The 25,906-nt window shown below is 73.6% G+C and carries 21 protein-coding genes and 2 pseudogenes; 13 read left to right on the forward strand and 10 right to left on the reverse strand.

Features of this window, described 5'->3' with window-relative positions; genetic code table 11:
- The first annotated feature begins 20 nt into the window (after window positions 1-20).
- The 5 genes and pseudogenes from ACOBQU_RS15925 (at window position 21) to ACOBQU_RS15945 (ending at window position 7,215) form a co-directional block, all read left to right on the forward strand.
- Window positions 21-1,200: pseudogene (locus tag ACOBQU_RS15925) on the forward strand (sensor histidine kinase).
- A gap of 257 nt (window positions 1,201-1,457) precedes the next feature.
- Window positions 1,458-2,798, forward strand: a complete 1,341-nt coding sequence (locus tag ACOBQU_RS15930) for a sensor histidine kinase (protein ID WP_423627612.1) — start codon at window positions 1,458-1,460, stop codon at window positions 2,796-2,798.
- Window positions 2,799-3,036: 238 nt separating this feature from the next.
- Window positions 3,037-3,696, forward strand: coding sequence for a LuxR C-terminal-related transcriptional regulator (locus ACOBQU_RS15935; RefSeq protein WP_423634519.1), 660 nt, complete (start codon window positions 3,037-3,039; stop codon window positions 3,694-3,696).
- Between the two features lie 512 nt (window positions 3,697-4,208).
- Complete coding sequence (locus ACOBQU_RS15940) at window positions 4,209-6,140, forward strand: 2-oxoacid:acceptor oxidoreductase subunit alpha (protein WP_423627613.1); 1,932 nt, start codon at window positions 4,209-4,211, stop codon at window positions 6,138-6,140.
- Window positions 6,133-7,215, forward strand: a complete 1,083-nt coding sequence (locus ACOBQU_RS15945; RefSeq protein WP_423627615.1) for a 2-oxoacid:ferredoxin oxidoreductase subunit beta — start codon at window positions 6,133-6,135, stop codon at window positions 7,213-7,215. The genes ACOBQU_RS15940 and ACOBQU_RS15945 overlap by 8 nt, the downstream gene beginning before the upstream one ends.
- Window positions 7,216-7,274: 59 nt before the next feature.
- Here the strand turns inward: ACOBQU_RS15945 and ACOBQU_RS15950 are convergent, their stop codons facing one another.
- The gene (locus ACOBQU_RS15950) at window positions 7,275-7,691 is read right to left on the reverse strand and encodes a winged helix-turn-helix transcriptional regulator (protein WP_423627617.1); all 417 of its coding nucleotides are present in this window, start codon (window positions 7,689-7,691) and stop codon (window positions 7,275-7,277) included.
- A 142-nt stretch (window positions 7,692-7,833) separates the two neighbouring features.
- Between ACOBQU_RS15950 and ACOBQU_RS15955 the strand changes: the two genes are divergently transcribed.
- Window positions 7,834-8,700 carry an SDR family oxidoreductase gene (locus ACOBQU_RS15955; RefSeq protein WP_423627619.1) on the forward strand — a complete coding sequence of 289 codons (867 nt, stop codon included), beginning with the start codon at window positions 7,834-7,836 and terminating at the stop codon, window positions 8,698-8,700.
- 703 nt (window positions 8,701-9,403) lie between these two features.
- Here the strand turns inward: ACOBQU_RS15955 and ACOBQU_RS15960 are convergent.
- Window positions 9,404-10,309, reverse strand: a complete 906-nt coding sequence (locus tag ACOBQU_RS15960) for a helix-turn-helix domain-containing protein (protein ID WP_423634521.1) — start codon at window positions 10,307-10,309, stop codon at window positions 9,404-9,406.
- Between the two features lie 291 nt (window positions 10,310-10,600).
- On the opposite strand from ACOBQU_RS15960, the gene ACOBQU_RS15965 reads away from it, so the two are divergent.
- Entirely contained in the window at window positions 10,601-11,017 is a 417-nt protein-coding gene (locus tag ACOBQU_RS15965; protein ID WP_423627620.1) for a cupin domain-containing protein, read from the forward strand.
- Between the two features lie 19 nt (window positions 11,018-11,036).
- Here ACOBQU_RS15965 and ACOBQU_RS15970 read toward each other — a convergent pair whose 3' ends face one another.
- Window positions 11,037-11,486, reverse strand: a complete 450-nt coding sequence (locus ACOBQU_RS15970) for a VOC family protein (RefSeq protein WP_423627622.1) — start codon at window positions 11,484-11,486, stop codon at window positions 11,037-11,039.
- Window positions 11,487-11,573: 87 nt separating this feature from the next.
- On the opposite strand from ACOBQU_RS15970, the gene ACOBQU_RS15975 reads away from it, so the two are divergent.
- A complete protein-coding gene (locus ACOBQU_RS15975; protein ID WP_423634523.1) occupies window positions 11,574-12,164 on the forward strand; it encodes a CGNR zinc finger domain-containing protein in 591 nt (196 codons plus the stop codon).
- 55 nt (window positions 12,165-12,219) lie between these two features.
- Here ACOBQU_RS15975 and ACOBQU_RS15980 read toward each other — a convergent pair whose 3' ends face one another.
- Complete coding sequence (locus tag ACOBQU_RS15980; RefSeq protein ID WP_423627624.1) at window positions 12,220-12,699, reverse strand: winged helix-turn-helix transcriptional regulator; 480 nt, start codon at window positions 12,697-12,699, stop codon at window positions 12,220-12,222.
- Window positions 12,700-12,788: 89 nt separating this feature from the next.
- Between ACOBQU_RS15980 and ACOBQU_RS15985 the strand changes: the two genes are divergently transcribed.
- Entirely contained in the window at window positions 12,789-14,237 is a 1,449-nt protein-coding gene (locus tag ACOBQU_RS15985) for an MFS transporter (protein ID WP_423627625.1), read from the forward strand.
- Here the strand turns inward: ACOBQU_RS15985 and ACOBQU_RS15990 are convergent.
- Window positions 14,174-15,022 carry an AraC family transcriptional regulator gene (locus ACOBQU_RS15990; protein WP_423627626.1) on the reverse strand — a complete coding sequence of 283 codons (849 nt, stop codon included), beginning with the start codon at window positions 15,020-15,022 and terminating at the stop codon, window positions 14,174-14,176. The two genes, ACOBQU_RS15985 and ACOBQU_RS15990, sit on opposite strands and share 64 nt — an antisense overlap.
- A gap of 101 nt (window positions 15,023-15,123) precedes the next feature.
- On the opposite strand from ACOBQU_RS15990, the gene ACOBQU_RS15995 reads away from it, so the two are divergent.
- Window positions 15,124-15,978 carry an NAD(P)H-binding protein gene (locus ACOBQU_RS15995; RefSeq protein ID WP_423627627.1) on the forward strand — a complete coding sequence of 285 codons (855 nt, stop codon included), beginning with the start codon at window positions 15,124-15,126 and terminating at the stop codon, window positions 15,976-15,978.
- An 81-nt stretch (window positions 15,979-16,059) separates the two neighbouring features.
- Here the strand turns inward: ACOBQU_RS15995 and rarD are convergent, their stop codons facing one another.
- Both rarD and ACOBQU_RS16005 read right to left on the reverse strand, forming a co-directional pair.
- Complete coding sequence (rarD, locus tag ACOBQU_RS16000; protein WP_423627628.1) at window positions 16,060-17,031, reverse strand: EamA family transporter RarD; 972 nt, start codon at window positions 17,029-17,031, stop codon at window positions 16,060-16,062.
- Window positions 17,032-17,190: 159 nt separating this feature from the next.
- A pseudogene (locus ACOBQU_RS16005) lies at window positions 17,191-18,071 on the reverse strand (TIGR03619 family F420-dependent LLM class oxidoreductase).
- Between the two features lie 175 nt (window positions 18,072-18,246).
- Between ACOBQU_RS16005 and ACOBQU_RS16010 the strand changes: the two are divergent.
- The 3 genes from ACOBQU_RS16010 (at window position 18,247) to ACOBQU_RS16020 (ending at window position 21,644) form a co-directional block, all read left to right on the forward strand.
- On the forward strand, window positions 18,247-19,824 hold the full coding sequence (locus ACOBQU_RS16010) for a hypothetical protein (protein ID WP_423627630.1): 1,578 nt from the start codon (window positions 18,247-18,249) through the stop codon (window positions 19,822-19,824).
- Between the two features lie 142 nt (window positions 19,825-19,966).
- Window positions 19,967-20,920, forward strand: coding sequence for a M28 family metallopeptidase (locus ACOBQU_RS16015; RefSeq protein ID WP_423627632.1), 954 nt, complete (start codon window positions 19,967-19,969; stop codon window positions 20,918-20,920).
- A 127-nt stretch (window positions 20,921-21,047) separates the two neighbouring features.
- Window positions 21,048-21,644, forward strand: coding sequence for a flavodoxin family protein (locus tag ACOBQU_RS16020; RefSeq protein WP_423627634.1), 597 nt, complete (start codon window positions 21,048-21,050; stop codon window positions 21,642-21,644).
- A gap of 7 nt (window positions 21,645-21,651) precedes the next feature.
- On the opposite strand, the gene ACOBQU_RS16025 is transcribed toward ACOBQU_RS16020, so the two are convergent.
- From ACOBQU_RS16025 to ACOBQU_RS16035, 3 genes are all read right to left on the reverse strand, one after another.
- Window positions 21,652-22,563: an ABC transporter permease gene (locus ACOBQU_RS16025; protein ID WP_423634525.1), complete on the reverse strand. Its 912-nt coding sequence runs from the start codon at window positions 22,561-22,563 to the stop codon at window positions 21,652-21,654.
- Between the two features lie 159 nt (window positions 22,564-22,722).
- Window positions 22,723-23,688 carry an ABC transporter ATP-binding protein gene (locus ACOBQU_RS16030; protein ID WP_423627636.1) on the reverse strand — a complete coding sequence of 322 codons (966 nt, stop codon included), beginning with the start codon at window positions 23,686-23,688 and terminating at the stop codon, window positions 22,723-22,725.
- Between the two features lie 106 nt (window positions 23,689-23,794).
- Window positions 23,795-25,093 (reverse strand): LolA family protein, encoded by a 1,299-nt coding sequence (locus ACOBQU_RS16035; RefSeq protein WP_423627638.1) that lies wholly within the window; start codon window positions 25,091-25,093, stop codon window positions 23,795-23,797.
- Window positions 25,094-25,906: the final 813 nt, after the last annotated feature.

Genomic DNA, 25,906 nt, shown 5'->3' on the forward strand with positions numbered 1-25,906 from the left:
GCCGGGGCACCCTTGCGCGTATGACCGCGAGCACCACGTCTTCGCAGGCCGCGCCGGAGGCACCGCCGCCTGCCCGCTTCGCCTACGACGTGTACACGTGGAAGGAGATCCTGCACCTCCTGGTGAACCTTCCGACCGGATTCGTCGCATTCATGTACGTGGTGGTGTCGCTGGCCGTCGGCAGCTTTCTGTCGGTGACGGTCGTCGGCCTGCCGCTGCTGGCGCTCGCGCTCTTCGGGGCGCGGCTGTTCGGGAAGTTCGAGCGGGGCGGGCGCGGCTGCTCCTCGGGGTGCGGATCGACGAGCCGAGCCCGATGCCGCTGAGGTCGCGGCGCGGGGCGGCTTCCTGGCCTGGCTGTGGTCCACGCTGAAGGACCCGGTGGGCTGGCGGACCATGCTCTACGGCTTCCTGCGGCTGCCGTGGGGCATGGCCACGTTCATGATCACGTTCTTCGGGCTGATCTTCCTGTGGCCGGTGCTGCCGTTCCTCGTGCGGCTGCTCGCCAACGCCGACCGGGCGATGGTCAGGGGCCTGCTCTCGCCGTCCTCCGAGCTGGAGCGGCGCATCGCCGAGCTGGAGTCGGACCGGGGGGTCGTCGTGGACACCGCCGCGGCCGACCTGCGGCGCATCGAGCGGGACCTGCACGACGGCGCCCAGGCCCGGCTCGTCGCCCTCGCGATGGGGCTCGGCCTCGCCAAGGAGAAGCTCCTGGAGGACCCCGACGCCGCGGCGGCGATGGTCGACGAGGCGCACGGCGAGGTGAAGCTGGCGCTCCAGGAGCTGCGGGACCTGGCCCGCGGCATCCACCCGGCCGTGCTCACCGACCGCGGGCTCGACGCCGCCCTGTCGTCGGTCGCCTCGCGCTGCACGGTGCCGGTGAAGGTCACCGCCGACCTGCCGTCCCGGCCCGCCGCCGCCATCGAGGGCATCGCGTACTTCACCGTGTCGGAGCTGCTCCAGAACGTGAGCAAGCACAGCGGGGCGCGGTCGGCGAGCGTCGAGGTGTGGCGCTCCGAGCAGCGGCTGCTCATCCAGGTCACGGACGACGGGCGGGGCGGGGCGAACCTCGACGGCGGGTCGGGGATGGCGGGGCTCGCGGACCGGCTCGGGGCCGTGGACGGGCTCTTCGTGATCGACTCGCCCGTCGGGGGGCCCACGACGATCACCGCGGAGCTGCCGTGGCGGGACCGGGTGGAGTGAGGCGCGGCAGGTGCTCTCGCGGGGGCGCCCCGGGCCCGCCCCTGCACCGGAACCAGAGGCCCCTGGCACCCCCGGGAATCGCCGCTTCGCGGCTCGTCCCCGAGCGCCGGGCGGGCTCGGCACCTCCCGGAGGGTAGGGAAAACCCCCGGTCCAAGACGGTTACTCGCTCCATGGTTCCGGCGGCGCGCGGCGCGCACCCTTGAGGCATCGCGTGATGTATCGCGGTGACGCGGACCTAGCAGAAACGGACGGCACGATGGCCACGGATCACGGACAGGGGTACGGAGACGTCAGTCGGCCCGACGGCGCGGCGCGTCGGCACCGGCTGCCCACGGCGCTGCGCGCGCCGGTCGAGGGGCGGGCCCTGCGCGAGTTCGTCTACGTCCTGCTCTCCCTGCCCATCAGCATCGTCACCTTCGTCTTCGCCGTCGTGATGGTGTCCGTGGGCGCGGGCCTCCTGGTCACGTTCATCGGCGTGCCGCTGCTCGCCCTCGGGCTGACCGCCTGCCGCGGCTTCGGTGCCCTGGAGCGGACGCGGGCGCGGGTGCTGCTCGGCGTGCAGGTGCGCGACCCGCACCCGCTCCAGCCGCGCGACAGGGGGTTCATGGCGTGGATGGGCGCCGTCCTCAAGAGCGGCGTCTCCTGGCGGCACCTGCTGTACACCGTTCTGCACATGCCGTGGGCGGTCTTCTCCTTCGCGGTGTCGGTGGTCTTCTGGACGTACGGCTGGGCGATGCTGACGTACCCGCTGTGGTTCTGGCTCTTCCCCGTGTACGGCGAGCAGGACGGCATGCAGCTGTACGGGGACCGGGACCACGGCGTCTATGTGGACAACCCCTTCGAAATCGGGCTCGCCTCCCTCTCCGGACTGCTCGTCACCCTCGCCACGCCCTGGGTCGTCCGCGCCCTGACCACCGTCGACCGCGGCCTGGTCCACGGCCTCCTCGGGCCCTCGCGCCTGGTGTCACGTGTCGTCGAGCTGGAGTCCGACCGGGGGGTCGTCGTGGACACCGCCGCGGCCGACCTGCGGCGCATCGAGCGGGACCTGCACGACGGCGCCCAGGCCCGGCTCGTCGCCCTCGCCATGGACCTCGGCCTCGCCAAGGAGAAGCTGGCCGAGGACCCTCAGGCCGCGGCCCGCATGGTCGACGAGGCGCACGGCGAGGTGAAGATCGCCCTCCAGGAGCTGCGGGACCTGGCCCGGGGCATCCACCCGGCCGTGCTCACCGACCGCGGGCTCGACGCGGCGCTCTCCGCGCTTGCCGCGCGCTGCACCGTGCCGGTGGACGTCGAGGTCGACCTGCCGTCCCGGCCCGCCGCCGCCATCGAGGGCATCGCGTACTTCACCGTGTCCGAACTCCTCCAGAACATCAGCAAGCACAGCGGGGCCCGGTCGGCGAACGTGGACGTGTGGCGGGCGGCGGACCGGCTGATGCTCCAGGTGACCGACGACGGGCGGGGCGGGGCGGACGTGACGGCCGGGTCCGGGCTCGCGGGGCTGGCCGAGCGGCTCGACGCGGTGGACGGGATCCTCGTGGTCGAGTCTCCCGCCGGGGGGCCGACGATGGTGACCGCGGAGCTGCCCTGGCGGGGGTGAGCCTCGCGGGGGCGCCCCTTCTCGAAAAGCGGGGGCGCCCCAGCCCCGCCCCTTCCCGAAACCAAGGGGCTCCGCCCCCTGGCCCCCCCTTTGCGGCGCTTCGCGCCTCGTCCTCGAACGCCGGACGGACTGAAAGCCTGGCGGCCTACCGGCCCCGTGAGCATCCGAATGCTGGGATGCTGGAGCCTGTCAATGGGTGGGGACGGGCTGTGGGGGACGGAACATCGTGGAGGACAAGGTGCGGGTGGTCATCGCCGAGGATTCAGTGCTGCTCAGGGAGGGGCTGACCCGGCTGCTGACCGACCGCGGGCACGACGTCGTCGCGGGCGTCGGGGACGCCGACGCGCTGATCAAGACGATCACGGATCTCGCGGGGCAGGACGCGCTGCCCGACGTGGTGGTGGCGGACGTGCGGATGCCGCCGACGCACACGGACGAAGGGGTGCGCGCGGCCGTGCGGTTGCGGCAGCGGCATCCGGGGCTCGGGGTGCTGGTGCTGTCGCAGTACGTGGAGGAGCAGTACGCGACGGAGTTGCTCGCCGGGTCGAGCCGGGGCGTGGGGTATCTGCTGAAGGACCGGGTCGCCGAGGTGCGGGAGTTCGTGGACGCCGTGGTGCGGGTGGCGCGGGGCGGGACGGCGCTGGACCCGGAGGTCGTGGCGCAGCTGCTCGGGCGCAGCCGCAAGCAGGACGTGCTCGCGGGGCTCACCCCCAGGGAGCGGGAGGTCCTCGGGCTGATGGCCGAGGGGCGGACGAACTCCGCGATCGCCCGGCAGCTCGTCGTCAGCGACGGCGCCGTGGAGAAGCACGTCAGCAACATCTTCCTGAAGCTCGGCCTGTCGCCGAGCGACGGCGACCACCGGCGCGTGCTCGCCGTCCTCACCTATCTGAACTCCTGACGTCCGCGCCGCGCTCCCCCGAGGCCGTGACCCGTACGCGTCAGGGGTACCCGGGAGCGCGGCAAGGACCGTCCCGGCAGCGGGACACCCTCAGCGGCGGCTGTCCCGACAGCGGGACAACACCACCACGGACGGCCGCGTCATCAGGAACAGTGCTACCGGGGCCCAGAAGGTCCCAGAGACAGTCGCAGCAGCAGTCCGGAAGCAGCCCAGAAGCAGTCCGGAAGCAGTCCGGAAGCAGTGCGCACGCAGCCAGCAGCAGCCAGCAGGAGGAGCCGCCGGAACAAGTCCTGGCACCAGGTCCTAGACCCAAAGGATGAGCGGAAGGCGTCTTCGCGAAAGGCCCGGGGGGCGAGTCAGACCATGACAGATCAGGGCATTCAGCCATCTCAAAAACCCGTCCATCATGCGAGCGGCCCCCAGAATGAGGCCCTTGCGGACGTAGGGTGGGCCATGGGATCGCAGGGCGGCCTGCGGCTCCCGCACACCCGCCTCAAGGGAGGTCCAGTTCAGTGACCAGCCAGGTCAGCAGCCCGGCCGAGCAGGCCGACGAAGCCGTCGTCGGGGAGCAGCGCAAACCTGCGGGCGAGAAGAGCGTTCGCCGTCTCGACCGGGTCATCATTCGGTTCGCGGGTGACTCCGGCGACGGCATGCAGCTCACGGGCGACCGGTTCACCTCGGAGACGGCGTCCTTCGGCAACGACCTGTCGACGCTGCCGAACTTCCCCGCCGAGATCCGCGCCCCCGCCGGGACGCTGCCCGGCGTGTCGTCGTTCCAGCTGCACTTCGCCGACCACGACATCCTCACCCCGGGCGACGCGCCGAACGTGCTGGTGGCGATGAACCCGGCCGCCCTGAAGGCCAACATCGGGGACGTGCCGCGCGGCGCCGAAGTCATCGTGAACACGGACGAGTTCACCAAGCGGGCCATGCAGAAGGTGGGGTACGAGACCTCGCCGCTGGAGGACGGCTCCCTGGACGGCTACCAGGTGCACCCGGTCCCCCTGACCACGCTGACCGTCGAGGCCCTGAAGGACTTCGACCTGTCGCGCAAGGACGCGGGCCGCAGCAAGAACATGTTCGCGCTCGGCCTGCTGTCGTGGATGTACCACCGGCCGACCGAGGGCACGGAGAGGTTCCTCAGGACCAAGTTCGCCAAGAAGCCGGAGATCGCCGAGGCGAACATCGCGGCGTTCCACGCGGGCTGGAACTTCGGCGAGACCACCGAGGACTTCGCCGTCTCCTACGAGGTGGCGCCCGCCGCGACGGCCTTCCCCACCGGCACGTACCGCAACATCTCCGGGAACCTGGCCCTGTCGTACGGCCTGATCGCCGCGTCCCGGCAGGCCGACCTGCCGCTGTACCTGGGCTCGTACCCGATCACGCCCGCGTCGGACATCCTGCACGAGCTGAGCAAGCACAAGAACTTCGGCGTGCGCACCTTCCAGGCCGAGGACGAGATCGCGGGCATCGGCGCCGCCCTCGGCGCCGCTTTCGGCGGCTCCCTCGCGGTGACGACCACCTCGGGCCCCGGCGTGGCCCTGAAGTCGGAGACGATCGGCCTCGCGGTGAGCCTGGAGCTGCCGCTGCTCATCGTGGACATCCAGCGCGGCGGCCCGTCGACCGGCCTGCCGACCAAGACCGAGCAGGCCGACCTGCTCCAGGCGATGTACGGGCGCAACGGCGAGGCCCCGGTCCCGGTGGTCGCCCCGCGCACCCCCGCCGACTGCTTCGACGCGGCCCTGGAGGCGGCGCGCATCGCGCTGACGTACCGGACGCCGGTCTTCCTGCTGAGCGACGGCTACCTGGCCAACGGCTCCGAGCCGTGGCGCATCCCGGAGACCGACGAACTCCCCGACCTGCGCGTGCAGTTCGCCACCGGCGCCAACCACACCCTGGAGGACGGCACCGAGGTCTTCTGGCCGTATCTGCGCGACCCGCAGACCCTGGCCCGGCCCTGGGCGATCCCCGGCACGCCGGGCCTCGAACACCGCATCGGCGGCATCGAGAAGCAGGACGGCACGGGCAACATCTCGTACGACCCGGCCAACCACGACCTGATGGTCCGCACCCGTCAGGCCAAGGTCGACGGCATCGACGTGCCCGACCTGGAGGTCGACGACGCGGGCGGCGACGCCCGGCTGCTCGTCCTCGGCTGGGGCTCCACATACGGGCCGATCACGGCCGCCGTGCGCCGTCTGCGCGCGGCCGGGCAGAGCGTCGCGCAGGCGCATCTGCGCCACCTCAACCCGTTCCCGAGGAACCTCGGCGAGGTTCTGAAGCGTTACGACAAGGTGGTGATCCCCGAGATGAACCTCGGCCAGCTCGCCACGCTGATCCGCGCCAAGTACCTCGTGGACGCGGTCTCGTACAACCAGGTCAACGGCATGCCGTTCAAGGCCGAGCAGCTCGCTGCGGCTCTCAAGGAGGCCATCGATGGCTGACACCACGATCGAGGGGCCCACCGGCTCCGAGACGCTGCTGAAGCTCGTGCCCAAGGCCGAGGCCAAGCAGTCGATGAAGGACTTCAAGTCCGACCAGGAAGTGCGCTGGTGTCCCGGCTGCGGCGACTACGCGGTCCTGGCGGCCGTCCAGGGCTTCATGCCCGAGCTCGGCCTCGCCAAGGAGAACATCGTCTTCGTCTCCGGCATCGGCTGCTCCTCCCGCTTCCCGTACTACATGAACACGTACGGGATGCACTCCATCCACGGCCGCGCCCCCGCGATCGCCACCGGCCTCGCCTCCTCGCGCCGCGACCTGTCCGTCTGGGTCGTCACCGGCGACGGCGACGCGCTCTCCATCGGCGGCAACCACCTGATCCACGCCCTGCGCCGCAATGTGAACCTGAAGATCCTGCTCTTCAACAACCGGATCTACGGCCTCACCAAGGGCCAGTACTCCCCGACCTCCGAGGTCGGCAAGATCACCAAGTCGACGCCGATGGGGTCGCTCGACGCGCCCTTCAACCCGGTGTCGCTGGCGATCGGCGCGGAGGCGTCCTTCGTGGCCCGCACGGTCGACTCCGACCGCAAGCACCTCACGGAGGTGCTGCGCCAGGCCGCCGCCCACAACGGCACGGCCCTGGTGGAGATCTACCAGAACTGCAACATCTTCAACGACGGCGCGTTCGAGGTCCTCAAGGACAAGCAGCAGGCCGAGGAGGCCGTGATCCGCCTGGAGCACGGGGCGCCGATCCGCTTCGGCACCGACGGCTCCAAGGGCGTCGTCCGCGACCCGGCCACCGGCGACCTCAAGGTCGTCCCCGTGACGCCCCAGACCGAGGGCGACCTCCTCGTCCACGACGCCCACGCCGCGTCCCCGACCACGGCCTTCGCGCTGTCCCGCCTGGCCGACCCGGACACGCTGCACCACACGCCGATCGGTGTCTTCCGCGACGTGGACCGGCCGGTCTACGACACGCTGATGGCCGACCAGCTCGACACGGCCATCGAGCAGCGCGGCAAGGGCGACCTCGCGGCGCTGCTCGCCGGGGGCGACACCTGGACGGTCGTCGGCTAGCCGCCCACCGCGCTCGCGCGCGCGTTCACGACCGGGGCCCGGGCCCGGGGTCCACTCCCTCAGGCCCGGGCCTCGTCGTACTTCTCGCGGGCCTGCAGTACGTCGTCCAGGCGCCGCTGCGTCCACTCGGTCAGCGCCCTGACCTGCTCGGCGGCCTCGCGGCCCAGGCCGGTCAGCGAGTAGTCGACGCGGGGCGGGATGACCGGCTTGGCGTCGCGGTGGACCAGGCCGTCGCGCTCCAGGGTCTGGAGGGTCTGGGTCAGCATCTTCTCGCTGACGGTGCGGTTGCCGAGGCGGCCGATCTCGCGGCGCAGCTCGCTGAAGCGGTGGGAGCGCTCGGCGAGGGCGATCAGGACGAGGACGCCCCAGCGGCTGGTGACGTGCTCCAGGACGAGGCGGTGGGGGCACATCTCTTCGGCGGTGGCGGTCGCGGTCGCGGTGGTGGCTTTGGCGGTCGGGCGGGGGCTTACTGGCATATCAGTACCTTACTTTGAAGTGGGTACTTTCGAGAAGTTAGCGCCAGCGTTAGCGTTAGTGGTGCACCTGATTCCACTGAGTTCACCTTGTTCAACCTGATTTCAGTGGTTCTCGATCCTTTCTTCCGGGAGTGTGTACCCCATGAGCATTGTCGTCACCGGAGCCACCGGGCACCTCGGCCGTCATGTCGTCAGCGGTCTGCTCGACGCGGGCGTGCCCGCCGCACAGGTCGTGGCCGTCGTCCGCGACAAGGACAAGGCCGCCGACCTCGCCGCGCGCGGCGTCACCCTGCGGGTCGCCGACTACAGCGCGCCCGAGACCCTCGCGGGCGCCTTCGCGGCGGGCGACAAGGTGCTGCTGATCTCCGGCAGCGAGGTCGGCAGGCGCGTGCCGCAGCACCGGGCGGTCATCGACGCCGCCAAGGCCGCCGGGGTGGCCCACCTCGTCTACACCGGCATCCTCGGCGGGCCCGACGCCGACTTCGAGCTGGCCGCCGAGCACAAGGAGACCGAGCGGGCGATCCTGGAGTCGGGCCTGCCGTACACGTTCCTGCGCAACGGCTGGTACCACGAGAACTACACCGAGCACCTCGCGCCCGTCCTGGAGCACGGCGCGGTCGTCGGCAGCGCCGGGACCGGTGCCGAGGCCCGCGTCGGGTCCGCGTCCCGCGCCGACTACGCGGCGGCGGCCGTCGCCGTCCTCACGGGCGAGGGGCACGAGGGCCGCGCCTACGAGCTGAGCGGGGACGAGGCGTGGAGCTTCCCCGAGTACGCGGCGGAGGTCGCCCGGCAGTCCGGCAAGGAGGTGCGGTACGCCGAGGTGTCGCCGGAGGAGCACGTGGCGGTGCTGACGGGGGCGGGGTTGCCGGAGGCGGTGGCGCGGGTGCTGGTGGACGTCGACGCGGCTATCGGGCGGGGGCGCCTCGTGGGGGGCAGCGGTGAGCTCGCCGCCCTCATCGGGCGGCCCACCACGCCGCTCGCCGACGCGGTCCGCTCGGCGCTGGCCTGAGCGGCCCTCGCCCACCCGCCCGCCCGTTCCTGCCTGGCGTCCAGGCTGACGCCCCTCGCGGGGGTCCCCCGCCGTCGGCGCCCGCGCCCCGGTGGCACGGGGCCTTCCCCACCCGCCCACCCGTGACCGCCTGGCGGACAGGCCGACGCCCCAGCCGGGGGTCCCCCACCATCGGCGCCCGCGCCCCGGTGGCACGGATCCTTTCCCACCCGCCCGCCCGTGACCGCCTAGCGGACAGGCCCACGCCCCAGCCGGGGGTCCCCCGCCATCGGCGACTGCGGCCCGGTGGCACGGATCCTTTCCCACCCACCCGCCCGTGGCTGCCTAGTGGTTAGGTGGGCGCCCCCTGTGGGGGTTGATCGCCGTCGGCGGCCTCGGGGTCGGGTCCACCCGGCTCGCAGCCGGGGAGCCACGGGCGGACCCGCAGACGCCGACGGCGGGGACCCCCACGAGGGGCCTCCACCTGCTCACCAGGCAGGAACGGGCGGGCGGGTGGGAGGAGTTCCGGGCCACCGGGCCGCAGTCGCCGATGGCGGGGGACCCCCGCGTGGGGCGGTCACCTCGCAACCACGGGGTCACGGGCGGGCGGGTGGGGAAGATGTCGTGCCACCGGGGCGCGGGCGCCGATGGTGGCGGACCACCGGCAGGGGCGGTCACCCCGCAGCCACGGGGTCACGGGCGGGCGGGTGGGCGAGGGGCCCCGTCAGGGGCCGAAGCGGGCGCGGTACTCCGAGGGCGTCAACCCCGTAACCCGGCGGAGCCACAACCGCAGGTTGGCCGCACTGCCCAACCCGCTCCGCGAGGCGACGACGTCCAGCCGCTCCTCGCCGCGCTCGATGAGCCGACAGGCCAGCGCCGTACGCTCCGCGGCGAGCCACGCCAGCGGCGTCGTACCGAGTTGCGCCCGGAAGCGCCGGTGCAGCGTCGCGGGGCTGACCGCGGCGCGCGCGGCGAGCCCGGCCACGGTGAGCGGCTCCCCGAGCCGCTCCTGGGCCCAGGCGAGCAGCGGCGCCAGGGACTCGTCGGGCACCTCGGGCACCGGCCGCTCGACGAACTGCCGCTGCCCGCCGTCCCGGTGGGCGGCGAACACCAGCCGCCGCGACACGGACACCGCGACCTCCGCGCCGAAGTCCCGGCGCACGATGTGCAGCCCCAGGTCGAGCGCGGCGGCGCTCCCGGCCGCGGTGAGGATGTCGCCGTCGTCGACGAACAGCACGTCCGGTTCGAGCCGCACGGCGGGGAAGCGGGCCCGGAAGTCGTCCGCCCACTGCCAGTGGGCGGTGGCACGGCGGCCGTCCAGGACCCCGGCCTCGGCGAGCGTGAAGGCGCCGCTGCAGAAGCCGACGAGCCGCGCGCCGCGCGCGTGGGCGCGCCGCACGGCGTCCAGGACGGCGGGTCGGCGCGGCACTTCGGTGTCGGGCCGGTTCGGCACGATCAGCGTGTCGGCGGTGTCCGCGGCGTCGAGCCCGGCCACGCCGGTGAGCGTGAAGAAGCCGTCCCGCATCAGGGTGCGCGGCTCGGGCGAGCACAGCGCGAAGTCGTACAGAGCCGGGTGCGCGCGCCCGAGTTCGGGCCGCTGGAGCCCGAAGACCTCGGTCACACAGCCCAGTTCGAAGGGGTTGGAGTTCTCGTCGACGATGACGACGACCCGGTGCGCCCGCTCGCGCCCGGCCCCGTCACCCGCCGACCGCCCAGCCGAAGGCCCTCCCCGCGCCGGTCCCGCACCAGGCGCCCCACCGCGCGACGGCCCAAGGCGCGACGAACGACCACCCGCCCCCTGCTCACGCGAAGACCCCTCGGAGCAAAGGCCCCCGCCCCCGCCCCCGCCGTGAGAGTTTCCTTTCGCCATATGCGATTTCTAGCACTCGTACCCCGTCCGGCCAAGGGCCACGATGGCGTCATGACCCATGAACCCGCAGTTCAGCGGCGCGAGCCGGTCGCCCTCGCCGAGGCCCTCGCCTCCTTCGACGCGCTGTGGAGCCCCCGCGTCGTCACACACGTCAACGACTACGACGTACGCGTCGCCAAGGTCGAGGGCGAACACGTCTGGCACGTCCACGACGACACCGACGAGTTCTTCCTCGTCCTGGCGGGCGAGCTGGACATCGCGCTGCGCGGGCCGTCCGGAGAGCGCACCGTCACCCTGCCGAAGGGCTCGGTGTTCACCGTCCCGCGCGGCACGGAGCACAAGCCCAGCTCCCGCGGGGGCGCCGCGATCCTCGTGTTCGAGCCGACCGGCACCCTGACGGTCGGGGACCGGCACGAGGAGGTCCCCGACCACGTGGACGTGACCACGGGCCACGCGCTGCGGCTGTAGCCCGCGGCGCCCGGCGGCGTCACTGCACGCAGAACTCGTTGCCCTCCGGGTCCGTCATCACGACCCACTCGCCCCCAGCTTCCTTCACGTGCCGCTGCTCCGCCGCGCCCAGCTCCTTCAGGCGGGTCACCTCGTCGTCCCGGGTGCCGGGCGCGGTGTGCACGTCGAGGTGGAGGCGGTTCTTGCCGGTCTTCGCCTCCGGCACGCGCTGGAAGAGCAGCCGCCGTCCGAGCCCCGTGCCGGTCTCCTCCTCGTACGGGTCGTCCGGGTGGCGTACGGCGATGAGGTCCCGGAAGGCGCGGCGGCCCCGGAACTCCACCGTGTCGGCCTCCGTCAGGGCTCCGAAGCCCAGCAGCTTCCCGATGAGGGCGCTGTTGTCCTCCACCTCGTACCCCAGGGCCTCGCCCCAGAAGGCGGCCTGGGCGTGGGGATCACGGGCGTCGATGACGAGCTTCCAGTGCAAGGTCATGTAACTAGTTATAGTGGTTACATGACGTCGTCGCAACGCACCCAGCGGAAGCCGGGCGGGAGGCCTGGGCAGGAGCCCGGCGTGGTCATGCGCCCGCCCGACGGGCAGGTCTACCGCTTCGACCCCGGCACCCTCTGCCTGGAGCTGACCGCGACCGGCGGCCCCGGCCTCTTCGCGGTGTTCGAGACGCTGCGGGCCCCCGCGGACCTGGTGGCCTGGGCGGCGGAGAGCCGCCTGCGCGCGGGCCCGGCGGCCGAGGGCGGCACCGGGCTCGAACCGACCGTGACCGAGGACGAGTTGACGGCCGCGCGGACGCTGCGCGACGCCCTGTTCCTGCTCGCCGCCGACCGCGCGCACGGCCGCCCCCTGGACCCCCGCCACCTCGCCGTGGTCAACGACGCGGCGGCCGCTCCCCCGCTGACCGCCCGCATCGCCCCCGACGGCACCCGCGCGTGGGCGCCCGGCGCCACCGGCACCCAGCTCCTGTCGACGGTGGCCCGCGACGCCGTCGACCTGTTCACCGGGCCGTACGCCGAGCGCGTCCGCGAGTGCGCGGCGCACGACTGCTTCCTGCTGTTCGTGGACACCTCGCGCCCGGGGCGGCGCCGCTGGTGCGCGATGGAGCGCTGCGGCAACCGCGCCAAGGTCCGCGCCCACCGGGCACGGCCCGCCAGCTGAGCGGATTCCGGCGCTCCGCGCCCCGCCCTCACCCGCCGGACGGGCTCCCGCCTCCCTAGGCCCCCTTGCCGCCCTTGGCCTCCTTGGCCTCCGCCGTCTCGCGTGCGTCGTACGCGGACCGCGCCGCCGCGATCTCCCCCTGGTGCTCCTCCGTCCAGGAGACCAGGGCCTGGATCGTCGTGTGCAACGTGCCGCCCAGCGGCGTCAGTTCGTACTCGACGCGCGGCGGCACCACCGGGTGCACCGTGCGCCGCACCAGGCCGTCGCGCTCCAGCTGACGCAGCGTCACCGTCAGCATGCGCTGGCTGATGCCGTCGATCTCGCGCCGCAGCTCCGTGAAGCGCAGGCAGCGCCGCTCCAGGAGCGCGATCACCAGCAGCGACCACTTGTCGGCCACCCGGTCCAGGATCTGCCGCACCTGGCAGTCCTCACGCGTGTCCCACTGGAAGGGGTCGGCGTCCCCGTAGTCGGCGTGCTCGGCCCGATAGCCGGTGCCCGTGGAGTTACTCGGTGACTTCAAAGTGCCTTCTTCCATACCCGCCGATGCTGCCCCACCATTCCCTTGGTTACAAGAAGGAACCGGCAGTCGGTGGAGTAACCGACGCCCGCACCCGAGGAGACACCATGGGCGCCCGCGCCTGGGCACTGCTGCTCGTCCTCTGCGGAACGATCTTCCTGGAGGGCGCCGACATCGCCATGCTGGCGATAGCGATCCCCACGATCCGGTCCGACCTGGACCTGTCGACGGCCACCGCCGCCTGGGTGATCAGCTCCTACGTCCTCGGGTACGCGGGCTTCACGCTGCTCGGCGGGCGCGCGGCCGACCTGCTCGGCAGGCGGCGGATGTTCCTCACCTGGCTCGGCGTGTTCCTGGTCTTCTCCGGGCTCGGCGGGTTCGCCACCGAGGGCTGGACGCTGATCGGCGCGCGGTTCGTCACGGGGGTGGCCGCCGCGTTCATGACCCCCGCCGCCATGTCCCTCATCACCACCTCGTACGCCGAGGGCCCCGAGCGCAACAAGGCGCTGCTCGTCTTCGCCGGGACCTCCGCGGGCGGCTTCTCGCTCGGCCTGGTCATCGGCGGCGTCCTCACCGAACTGGGCTGGCGGTGGGTGTTCTTCGCGCCGGTGTTCTTCGCGGCGGCGATCCTCGCGGCGGCCGCCCGCCTGGTGCCCCGGCAGGAGCGGCCCGCGCGGGGCGCTGGGCGCGGCTTCGACCTGCCGGGCGCCGCCACCGCCGCGGGCGCCATGCTGCTGCTCGCCTACGGCGTCGTCCGCCTCGAACACGGCCTGGACGGCTGGCCGTCGACGGCCGCCGCGCTCGTCGGCGGCCTGCTGCTCATCGCCGCGTTCGTGGCGATCGAGCGGCGCACGGCCGTGCCGCTGGTGCGGCTCGGGATCTTCCGTACGGGGGCCGTGGTGCGGGCCGGGCTGGGCGCGCTGCTGTTCCTCGGCGCCTTCATGGGCTTCCAGTTCGTCGTCACGCTCTACCTCCAGGAACTGCGCGGCTGGTCGTCCTGGCAGACGGCGATCGCCCTGGTCGTGATGGGCTGCGACGTAGTGCTCGCGCCGACCCTGACGCCGCTGTTGGTGAACCGGTTCGGCCACGCCCGGGTGATCCTCGGCGGCTTCCTGCTCGCCGTGGCCGCGTACGCGCTGTTCCTGCCGGTCGGCCTGGACTGGACGTACGGGGCGATGCTGCCGACGCTGTTCCTCGCGGGCGGCGCCTTCGCGCTGGCGTACGGGCCGCTGATGATCGCCGCCACGGACGGCGTCCCGGAGGCCGAGCAGGGCCTAGCGGGCGGCCTGCTGCACACCGCCACGCAGTTCGGCGCGGCCATCGGCATCTCGGCGGTGACGGCCGTGTACGGCCTCGCCTCCGGCGGACACGGCGGACACGGCGCGGCGGACACCCTCGGCGCGTTCCGTGCCGCGCTCGCCGTGCCGGTGGGCATGGCCGCGCTCGGTGTCGTCGTCGCGCTGTTTGGGGTGGTCCGGCGGCGGCGCGCCGCTCAGCCCACCGCCCGCAGCGACGGCTCGGCGGCCGTCCTGTCGGCGACGAGCGACGCGCGGTAGCCGCTCGGCGTGACGCCCCGGATCCGCTTGAAGGCGTCGCTGAACCCGAACCCGTCGGCGTACCCCACCCGCGCGGCCACCGCCGCGACCGTCGCGCCCGGCTCCGCGAGCAGGTCCGCGGCGAGCGCCATGCGCCACTCGGTGAGGTACGCCATCGGGGGGCGCCCCACCAGGTCGGTGAAGTTGCGCGCGAAGGCGGCGCGCGACACCTGGGCGCGCGCCGCGAGGGACGCCACCGTCCAGGACCGGCCCGGCTCGTCGTGCATGGCGCGCAGGGCCGGGCCGACCACGTCGTCGCCGAGCGCCCGGTACCAGGCGGGCGGGCAGGCCTCCGGCAGCACGAACCACTCCCGCAGGGTGCAGGCGAGCAGCCAGTCGAGCATCCGGTCCATCACGTACTGCCGTCCGGGCCGCTCGACGGCCACCTCGTCCGCGATCAGGTTGATCACCGTCAGGCACTCCGGGCCGCCGGGCACGGCCAGCAGCGACGGCAGCGCGCTCAGCAGCCGCCGCCCGCCGCTGCCGTCCCACTGGTAGGCGCCGGTGACGACCTCGGTGCCTGCGTCGTCCCCGGCCAGGCGGAACGGCACGGACGCGCAGACCGCGGCGTCGCCCGCCCCGAGCACGCGGCTCTCCCCCACCGCCGAGACCCGCGCCCGCCCGCTCACCACCATGACCAGCGTCAACGGCGCGGGCGCGCCGTCCCGCGCGCCGCTGAGCACCGTGCGCTCGAAGCGCGCGCCGTCCGCGCGGACCCCGCGCAGCAGATCCCCCAGAGCGTCCATGCCCCCACCGTAAACGGCCGCGCCCGCCCGCGAGACGGACGCCTATGGGGCCGAGACGGACGCCCATGTCCCCAGGCCGCGTACGGGGGTTGGCTGGTCCCATGACCACGACACCCCACACCGACGCCCCCGTCCTCGTCCTCGGCGCCACCGGCAAGACCGGCCGCCGGATCGTGCCCCGGCTGCGCGCCGCGGGCCACACCGTGCGGGCGGCGTCCCGCTCCGGAGAGACCCGCTTCGACTGGACGGACCGTGCCACCTGGGCCCCGGCGCTGTCCGGCGCCCGCGCCCTCTACCTGGTCGCGCCGGAGGACCCGGAGCCCGTCCCGGACTTCGTGGCCCAGGCCAAGGCGGCCGGGGTGCGCCGCTTCGTGGTCCTGTCCGGGCGCGGCGCGGAGCAGGCTGAGGGGCGCTCCTTCCTGACCGGCATGCTGGACAGCGAGCGGATCGTGCGCGAGTCCGGCGTCGACTGGACGGTGATCCGCCCCAACAATTTCGCCCAGAACTTCTCCGAGGACTTCTTCCACACGGCGCTCCTCACCGGCCGCCTCGCCCTGCCCGTCGGCGACACACCGGAGCCGTTCGTCGACGTCGAGGACATCGCGGACGTCGTGGTCGCGCTGCTCACCGAGGACGGCCACACCCACCGCGTGTACGACCTCTCGGGCCCGCGCGCCCTCACCTACGCGGAGGCGGTCGCGGAGATCGCGGCGGCGTCGGGCCGCCCGCTGCGCTTCGAGGCGATCACCCCGGAGCAGTTCCAGGCGGAGCTGACCGAGCAGAGCGTCCCCGCCGAGGTCGCCCGGGAACTCGCCCACCTCTTCGTCTTCGTCTCCGAGGGCCATCTCTCCCCTCTGGCGACGGGCGTACGGGACGTCCTGGGCCGCGAGCCCAGGGACTTCACCGAGTACGTGAAGACAACGGCGGCGACGAACGCGTGGACCGCGACCGCATAGCCCCCGCAGAACAAGAGCCCGCCCCGGCACAGACAGAGCCCGTCCGGCGATTGAGGACGAGGCCGAAGGCCGACAAACCCCTCAGGCGACGGGCGCCCGCTCAGCCTCCGGAGCCGCGGCGGCAGCCCGCATCGCGGCGAGCCGCACCCCGTTGCGCCGCGCGGCGCGAAACGCTTCGAAGGTCAGCAGGATCAGCGCCAGCCACACCAGGCCGAACCCGGCCCACCGCTCGGGCGGCATCTCCTCGTGGAAGTACAGGACGCCGAGCAGGAACTGGAACACGGGCGCCAGGTACTGGAGCAGCCCCAGCGTGGACAGCGGCACCCGGATCGCGGCGGCGCCGAAGCAGACCAGCGGCGCCGCCGTCACCAGACCGGTGGCGGCGAGCAGCGCCGCGTGCCCGGCGCCCTCCGTGCCGAACGCGGCGTCGCCGTGCGCGCCCAGCCACACCAGATAGGCGACGGCGGGCAGGAACTGCACGGCGGTCTCGGCGGCCAGGGACTCCAGGCCGCCGAGGTTGACCTTCTTCTTGACCAGGCCGTACGTGGCGAAGGAGAAGGCCAGGCAGAGGGAGATCCACGGCGGGCGGCCGTAGCCGAAGGCCAGGACGAGGACGGCGGCGAGGCCGACGCCGACGGCCGCCCACTGCACCGGCCGCAGGCGTTCGCCGAGGAGGAGCACGCCGATGGCGATGGTGACCAGCGGGTTGATGAAGTAGCCGAGCGAGGCCTCCACGACGTGCCCGGAGTTCACCGCCCAGATGTAGACGCCCCAGTTGAGGGTGATCACCGAGGCGGCGAGCGCGACCAGGCCCAGCCTGCGCGGCTGGCGGAGCAGTTCGCCCGCCCAGGCCCAGCGCCGCACCACGAGCAGCGCGACGGCGACCACGACGAGGGACCAGGCCATGCGGTGGGCGAGGATCTCCCCGGCCCCGGCGGGCTTGAGCAGCGGCCAGAAGAGGGGCACGAGGCCCCACATCCCGTACGCGGCGAAGCCGTTCAGCAGACCTGTGCGGGCCTCGCGGGCCTCTTTGCTCGCCTGCGCGGCTGCCACGGCTCCTCCTTCGCACGACGGGTTCCGGCGGTTCCGGCAGTTCCGACGGTTCCCCGAAGGTAGCGCCCGCGCGCCCCGCCTGTCATGCCCGTATCGCCATACGGTCATGACATACCGTCCGCGCGGTCCCCGCCGTGCGCTCCGCGCGCCCCCGGTATGTCAGCCGCGTACCCGCGCCAGGACCTGGGTGCCCAGGTCAAGGGCCTCCTCGGGGCTGCCCACGCACTGCTGGAGGTCGATGAAGCAGCCGTCCGCGCCGGACTCGCGCACCCCGTCCAGGACGGCCGCGACGGCGTCGGCCGAGGTGCCGGGCCGGGGGTTGTGGCGGATCTCGCGGCGCAGCGCGTCGGGGTCGCGCCCGGCGTCCTCGGCCGCGCGGCGGGCGGCGTCCCAGAGCCCGGCCTGGACGTGCGGCAGCGTGACGCCGACCCAGCCGGTGGCGCGCCGCCCCACGCGGGCCAGCGCGGCGGGGCTGAACCCGCCCAGGTAGATGGGCGGGTGCGGGGTCTGCGCGGGGCGCAGGCCGACGTGGGCGCGGGGGATGGTCCAGTGCGGGCCCTCGTGCCCGAAGGTCTCCTCGGTCCAGATGCCCTCCAGGACGTCCAGGGCTTCGTCGAGGCGGGCGCCCCGCTTGCCGAAGTCGGCGCCCACGGCGGTGTACTCGTCGCGCATCCAGCCGATGCCGAGCCCGGCGTCGAGGCGGCCGCCGCTGACCTGGTCGAGGCTGGTGAGGGCGCGGGCGAGCAGCAGCGGCGGGTACCAGGGGGCGTTGAGGGTGCTGGTGCCCAGGCGCGCACGGGTGGTGGCGGTGGCGGCGACGGTCAGCACGGTGAGCGGGTCGAGGAAGGTCTTGTACTCCGGCGGGTACGGGTTGTCGGGCGTGTGCCCGGGTAGAGGTCGCTGGGCGCGACCGGCGTGAGCGCGCGGTCCCCGACCCACAGCGAGTCGAACCCGGCGGCCTCCGCGTCCCGGGCGAACGGCGCGATGGCCTCGGCGCGGGCGTGGCTTCCGTACTGCGGCAGGGCGATACCTATGTGCATGCGGCCATCCTGGGGGGCGGCACCGCCGTGGGCCGCGGCGCTTGCGCTGTGATGCGCGCCACGGGACGGCGGGGGCCGGGCCGCAGGGGCCGCCGGGGTGGCGGAAGGGCGCGGGGCGCGCCGGGCCAGGACGGAACCTGTCGGCGTCGGCGGTCGCCTTCCTTACGGTGGGAGGATGTCCCGTACAAACGAGCGGAAAGCGGAGCCCAGGACCGTCTCGCGTCGCGACCGCGAACGTCGCGCCCACCGGCTGCTGCTCGCCGCGTGCGCCCTGTTCGCCCTGGCGTCCCTCACGCTCGTACCGCTCGGACTGCGCCTCGGCTGGGACGAGATCGTCTACGCGAGCCGCTTCGGCCCGTTCGCGCCGGACGGCCCGGGGGTGCCGTTCAGCGCGCCCAGGACCCGGGGCGTGCCGCTGCTGCTCGCGCCGGTCGCCGCCTGGAGCGACTCGGTCGTGCTGCTGCGGGCATGGCTGACGCTGCTCGCGACCGCCGCGCTCTACCTGGGCTTCCGGCCCTGGCTGCGGGCGGTGCCGCGCGCGCCGGAGGCCGCGGCCGTGGCCGCCGGGCTGTACGGCGGCCTGTGGATCGCCCTGTTCTACGCGAGCGCGGCGATGCCGAACCACTACACGGCCATGGGCGCCGCCGCTGCCGTCGGCCTCTTCGTGCGGGCGCGCCCCGGGCCGCGCGCCTGCCTCGGCGTCGGCGCGGGCGTCGCCGTCGCCACGCTGATGCGGCCCAACGACGGCGGCGCGGTGGCCCTGCCGCTGCTGCTCGCCGCGGCGCTCGTCCCGGCGTGGCGCTCCTGGGGGCGCGCGCTCGCGGTCCTGGGCGGCGTCGGCGCGGGTTTCGTGCCGTGGGCGGTGGAGGCGTACGCCCGCTTCGGTGGCGTTCGCGAACGGTTGGACGAGGCCAGTGCCGTACAGGGCGGGCTGCGTCTGACGGACTCGGCGCTGCACCAGTTCACGACCATCGACGGGCCGCTGCTGTGCCGCCCCTGCGCGGGCGACGGGGTGCGGCCGTTCGCGCTGGAGTGGTGGCTGCTGCTCGCCGTCCTGGTCCCGGTGGGGCTGTGGTCGGCGCGCGGGGCGCGGCGCACGGCCGCGGCGGGCCTGCTCGCCGTGGCGACCGCGGTGGCGGCCGCGCTGCCGTACGTGCTGTTCGTGCCGTACGCGGCACCGCGCTTCCTGCTGCCCGCGCACGCCCTGCTGGCCGTCCCGGCGGCGCTCGGGGTGCTGGCGGTGGCGCGCTGGGCGCGGGGGGCGCAGAGGGCTCAGGGGGCGCAGGAGGTGCAGAGGGCTCAGGGGGTGCGGGAGGTGCGGCGCGCGGCCGGGCTCGGGGCGCGGCTGCCCGCGCTGACCGGCGGGCTGCTCGGGCTCGCCCTGTTCGGCCATCTGCTGGCCCAGGTGGTCCTCACCGCCGGGAGTGCCCGCGTCCAGGGCTCGGCCCGCGAGGACTGGGAGCGTGTGGCCGATGTCCTGCGCGCCCACGGCGTGCGCGCGCCCTGTCTGCTGCGCGCCAGCGCCTCCGAGATCCCGCTGGCGTACGTGGCGGGCTGCGAACCCGCGGGCCGCGAGGCCGGGCGGCGGCCCACGGCCCTGGTGCTGCGCGAGGCGCCGCCCCCGCCCTGGGCGCGGGCCTGGCGGCACGTCCGCGTGCCCGACACCTACGCCCCGGACTGGAACGTGTACGTCCGCCCGACGCCGACGCCTCTCACCGGAATGCGGAACCATCCGTCCGGATCCCGCTCTTGACGTGAACTCATCAGGGCTCCACCATCAGGCACTCCAGGCTCGTTCGAAAGGCTCGTTCGGGGTTCGGCTCGCGCAGAGTCCGGCTCGGGACCGAACGAGCCGTCCGTACGAGCGTTGACTCACGGAAGCCGGAGCCCCCCACATGAGACTCTCCGTACCCGCACGCAGCGCCGCCGCCGCGGCCCTGGCCGTCGCCGGACTCCTCGCGTCCAGCGCCGTCTCCACCGCGTCGCCGGAAACCGGCACCCCCGCGCGCGCCGCCGCCCCCGACATCCCGGTGGCCAACGTCAAGGCGCACCTGACGCAGCTCCAGTCCATCGCCTCCGCCAACGGCGGCCACCGCGCCCACGGCAGCACGGGCTACCGCGCCTCGATCGACTACATCAAGGGCAAGCTGGACGCCGCCGGATTCACCACCAGCGTCAAGCAGTTCACCGCCAGCGGCCGGGTCGGCTACAACCTGATCGCCGACTGGCCCGGCGGCGACGCCAACCAGGTCGTCATGGCGGGCGCGCACCTCGACAGCGTCAGCCGCGGCGCGGGCATCAACGACAACGGCTCGGGCTCGGCGGCCGTCCTGGAGACCGCGCTCGCGGTCGCCCGCGAGCAGTACAAGCCCACCAAGCACCTGCGGTTCGCCTGGTGGGGCGCGGAGGAGCTGGGCATGGTCGGCTCGCGCAACTACGTGTCGACCCTGCCCGCCGCCGAGCGCACCAAGATCAAGGGCTACCTCAACCTCGACATGGTCGGCTCGCCGAACGCGGGCTACTTCGTGTACGACGACAACCCGGCCATCGAGAAGACCTTCAAGGACTACTACGCGACCGTCGGCGTGAGCACCGAGCCGGAGCGCGAGGGCGACGGCCGCTCCGACCACGCCCCGTTCAAGAGCGCGGGCATCCCCGTCGGCGGCATCGGCACCGGCGCGAGCAGCGCCAAGACCGCCGCACAGGCCCAGAAGTGGGGCGGCACGGCCGGTCAGGCCTTCGACCGCTGCTACCACTCGTCGTGCGACACCACGACGAACATCAACACCACCGCGCTGGACCGCAGCGCCGACGCGCTGGCGTACGCGGTGTGGGGCCTGTCGGCGTAGCACACGGGCCGGGCGCCGCGCGCGCCCCGTACGCCACGCGCCCCCCGCGCCCCTGGACGACGATGCTTGCGCGTGCATATAGTGCACGCGCAAGCGTTCGTCGTCAGCACCGCGCCCTGGGGGACCCATGACCCGCTCGTTCCTGTTCGTCCTCGGCAGCTCCCGCCGGGACGGCAACACCGAACTGCTCGCCCGCAAGGCCGCCGAGCAGCTGCCCGCCGACACCGAGCAGCGCTGGCTGCACCTGGACGACCACCCGCTGCCCGACTTCGACGACCTGCGCCACGACGAGCGCCACGCCCGCGCCCGCGTCGTCCCGGAGAACACCCACGAGTCGCTGCTCCTGGACGCCACCCTCGCCGCCACGGACATCGTCCTCGCGTCCCCGCTGTACTGGTACTCGGTGTCGGCCACCACCAAGCGCTACCTGGACTTCTGGGACGCCTGGCTGGAGGTCCCCGGCCTGGACTTCAAGGAGAAGATGCAGCAGCGCACCCTGTGGGGCGTCACCGCCCTCGCGCACCCCGAGGAGGAGGCCGCGGACCCGCTGATCGGCACCCTGCGCTACTCCGCCGCGTACTTCCCGATGCGCTTCGGCGGCGTCCTGCTCGGCAACGGCACCCGGCCCGGCCAGGTCCTGGACGACGACGCCGCGCTGGCCCGCGCCAAGACCTTCTTCCACCGGGAACCGGAGGTCGCCCGCTTCCCCTTCGCCACCCAGTGACCGGCCGCTAGCTGGCGATGTCCTTCGCGCCGAACCGCGCCCATGCCGCCGAGCCGAACACGCCCGCGTACAGCGCCTGGAGCCCCAGGTTCTTCACCAGCTCGTCCCAGTAGACCGGATCGCGCATCAGGTCCGCGAAGGACAGCCAGTAGTGCGGGAACAGATACGGGTGGATGGCGTGCAGCTGCGGGATCTGGTCGACGATCTGGACGGTGATCAGCAGGCCCACGGTCGTCGCCATCGCCGCGATGCCGCTGCTGGTCAGCGTCGACACGAAGATCCCGAGCGCGGCCACGCCGATCAGCGACGCCGTGACGACCAGCGCGATCAGCAGCGCGCGCAGCAGCCCCTCGGCGAAGCTGATGCGCGTCCCGGAGATCGTCGTGACCTCGCCGAGCGGGAAGAGCAGCGCCCCGACGGCGAGCGCGGACGCGGCCACGACGAGGGTGGCGACCAGGCAGAACGCCAGCGTGGTCGCGTACTTGGCGAGCAGCAGGCGGGTGCGGCCCGCGGGCGCCACCAGCAGGTAGCGCAGTGTGCCCGCGCTCGCCTCGCCCGCGATCGCGTCGCCCGCGACGACGCCGATCGCCATCGGCAGGAAGAACGGCAGCGTCGCCGCGAGCGCCGTGAAGACCAGGAACAGGCCGTTGTTGGTGACCTGCGCGATGAACGCCGGGCCCTCGCCGTCCGGCCCGCCCGCGCTGACCGAGCCGCCGTCGCTCGTCTCGATCTTCACGGCGATGCCGACCACGATCGGTACGGCGGCGAGGACCGCGAGCAGCGCGAGGGTGCGCCAGCGGCGGAACGTCACGGACAGCTCGCTGCGGAACAGGCCGAGGGACCACAGCGGGCTCGCCGCCCGGCTCCCGGCACCGCCCGGGGCGCCGACGCCACCCGCGCCGCCCGCCCCGGCGGCCACTCCGGCCGCCCGGGGGCTCGCCCCGGCCTCCTCGGGGGTCGCCCCGGCCTCCTCGGGGGTCCTGGTCGTCTCGCTCACGTCAGCCGCCTCGCCCTCGCGCCCTCGCCTACCGCCATGCCGTTCCCCGCCGCCGCGGTCCGGGGCGCGGTCGTACGCCGCTCAGCCCGCGACATCGAAGCCCTCCCCCGTCAGCGCCACGAACGCGTCCTCCAGGGAGGCGCGTTCGACGCCGAAGCCGCGGACGCGGACGCCCGCCTTGACGAGGGCCGCGTTCACGTCGGCCAGGTCGAGCACCGCCTGGGACGCGGGCGGCTCGCCCATGACCCGGCCCTCAGCGGCCTCGACGTCCGCGACCCCGCACTCCTTCAGGACGCGGGCGGCGTCAGCGGTGTCCGGCGTCGTCACGACGAGCCGCCCGCGCGCGCCCGCCGCCAGCTCCTCGACCGGGCCCTGCGTGATCAGGCGGCCCCGCGCCATCACCGCCGCGTGCGTGCACACCTGCTCGATCTCGTCCAGCAGGTGCGAGGAGAGGAAGACCGTCGTGCCGTCGGAGGCCAGCTCCCGCACCAGGGCGCGGATCTCCCGCATGCCCTGCGGGTCGAGGCCGTTCGTCGGCTCGTCGAGGACCAGCAGCTCACGCGGCTGGAGCAGCGCCACGGCGAGCCCCAGGCGCTGCTTCATGCCCAGCGAGTACGCCTTCGCCTTCTTGCCCGCGGCGGCCGTCAGGCCCACCCGGTCCAGGGCGGCCTCGGCGCGGGCGCGGCGGGTGCGCGGGTCCGCCGTCGGGTCGGCGGCGTCGAAGCGGAGCAGGTTCTCCCGGCCGGTCAGGAAGCCGTACAGGGCGGGGCCCTCGATGAGCGCGCCCACCCGCGGCAGCACGGCGCGCTGGGCGCGCGGCATGGGGCGGCCGAGGACCGTCGCCCGGCCCGAGGTCGGCTCGATCAGCCCCATCAGCATGCGGATGGTGGTGGTCTTGCCGGAGCCGTTGGGACCCAGGAAGCCGAAGACGCTGCCGCGGGGCACGGTGAGGCTCAGGCTGTCCACGGCCGCGTGCTTGCCGTAGCGCTTGGTCAGCGCGGAGGTCTCGATCACGCTGCCGCGTGGGTCCCCGTTGGTGCTCGGCACCGGCACTTCCTCCCGTAGTCCGGCTGACCGGCCGGTCCGGCCGGTCAGCGCCGCGGCGGATCCGAGGTGCCCGGCCCGGCACCTCGGATCCGCCGCGGAGTTACCGTCAGCTGGCCGCGTTGGCGGCCTTGACCAGGGCGTCCTTGGTGACCGCGCCCGCGTACACCCGGCCGTCGTCGGTGACCAGCGCGTTGATCAGGCGGGTCTTGAAGACCGTGCCCGAGCCGAACTCGCCGCTGACCTTGTCCCCGAGGGAGTCCAGGAACTTCCGCGCGTCCGCCGGGACGTCACCGGAACCGGCGGTCGGCAGGCCCCGGCCGCCGGGCACCTTCACCTCGGCGATCGCCGTCCACCCTTCGCCGATGACGTTGACCTTGGGCTCCTCGCCCTTGAAGCCCTTGTGCCCCTTGAGGTCCTTGGGACCCTTGAAGTCCTTGGGCCCCTTGAAGTCCTTGCCCTCGTGCCCCGCGCGCTCGCCGTCCGCCTCGGTGACCTTGGTGCCCTTCGGGGGCGTGAAGTCGAAGGTGGCCCCGGACGGCTTGCCGAAGTCGACCTTGGTGAAGCCCGCGTCGAGGACCGCGGCGCCGCCACCGGCCGGGCTCAGCGTGAACTTCAGCGGCGTACCGGTCTTCTCGTCGACCGCGACCGTGATCTGGCCGACCGTGCTGTCCGAGGCCTTCGGCTTGATCACCAGGCGGTAGGCGTCGCGGCCCGCGACCTGCGCGGTGCCGTCGACCTTCACGGTCGTGGCGGACTCGTCGGCGGCCTTCAGGGCCTGGCGCGCGAACTCCCTCGGCGTGGCGGGGAAGTCCCCGCCCTTGGCCTTGCCGTGGCCCTCGCGCTGGTCCCGGCCCTCGTCCTTCGCGTGGTACGCCTCGTTCGAGGCGCTGTCGTACGCCCACACGTCGTCGCCGTTGTGGATCAGGCTGTACTCGGCGGCGTCGTCGAGGACGGAGAGCTTCTGCCGGTCCGGGCCGTCGGCCGCGACGCGCAGCGTGTGCGAGCCGGACGCCAGGCGCATCAGCTGGCTCTTGGGGTCCGCGGCGGAGCCCTTGCCGCCCTTGTCCCCCTTGTTTACGTCGCCGCGGTCGGCGCCGCCGCCCGCGCCCGGGGCGAAGCCGCCGATCGCGCCGGAGGCGAAGGACGGCAGGCCGAGGTCGGTGTTGATCTTCACGGTGCCGGACAGCTGCTCGGTGTCCGACGCGGCGATCTTCTCGATGAGTTCCTGAGCGGTGACGTCCGGCAGATCCGGGTCGCCCGATGAGGCGAGCGCCGGGACGAGCCCGATGGTCGCCGCCGCCACCCCCGCCACCGCGAACGGGACGACGTAACGCGCCGCCTTGCGGCGGGCCACGTCCTGGTCCCCGGCTTCGGTGGTGCCCTGTTCCGGTTCGTACGGTGCCATGGTGTGCCTTACCTCCGTGGTCGGCGGCGGCGTCGCGATCTGACCGTGTGCTCGGCGCACTCGTCCACCCCTCGCCGCCATTCTCACCCGAATTGGTCAGGAGTGGTTGTCCCCGCGGGACTTCGACTGTCTCCATCCGACCAAATCGGCCAGCCGGAAGCGTCAGCCCCCGGAAGCAACTCCGCGTACGCCTCCGGGATGACCCCCGGCCCCACCCCCTCCCCCATCCCGTAGGGGACGCCACCCCCCACCCGTCAACCAGAGCACCGCCGACGACTACCGCTCCGTGGGCGGCCTTCTCCCACCCGCCCGCCCGTGACTGCCCTCGCAGGACGTGACCGCCCCTGCCGGGAGCTAAGCACCGTCGGCGACTACCGCTCCGCGCGGCATCCTCTTTCCCACCCGCCCGCCCGTCACCGCCCTCGCAGGACGTGACCGCCCCTCCCGGTGGCTGAGCACCGTCGGCGACTACCGCTCCGCGCGGCATCCTCTTTCCCACCCGCCCGCCCGTCACCGCCCTCGCAGGACGTGACCGCCCCTCCCGGGGGCTGAGCACCGTCGGCGACTACCGCTCCGCGCGGCATCCTCTTTCCCACCCGCCCGCCCGTTACCGCCCTCGCGAGACGTGGACGCTCCTACCGGTGGTTGAGCACCGTCGGCGCCTGCGGGCACGCGCGGCCAAGCCCCGCACCCGCCGACGGCGCTCAACCCCCACAGGAGACGCCCACCCGCACAGCCAGGCAGTCACGGGCGGGCGGGTGGGAGAAGCAACCACCCACGAAGCGGCAGACGCCAACGGCGATCAACCCCCGC

The sequence above is a fragment of the Streptomyces sp. G45 genome, assembly GCF_049542095.1.
GTDB lineage: Bacteria > Actinomycetota > Actinomycetes > Streptomycetales > Streptomycetaceae > Streptomyces.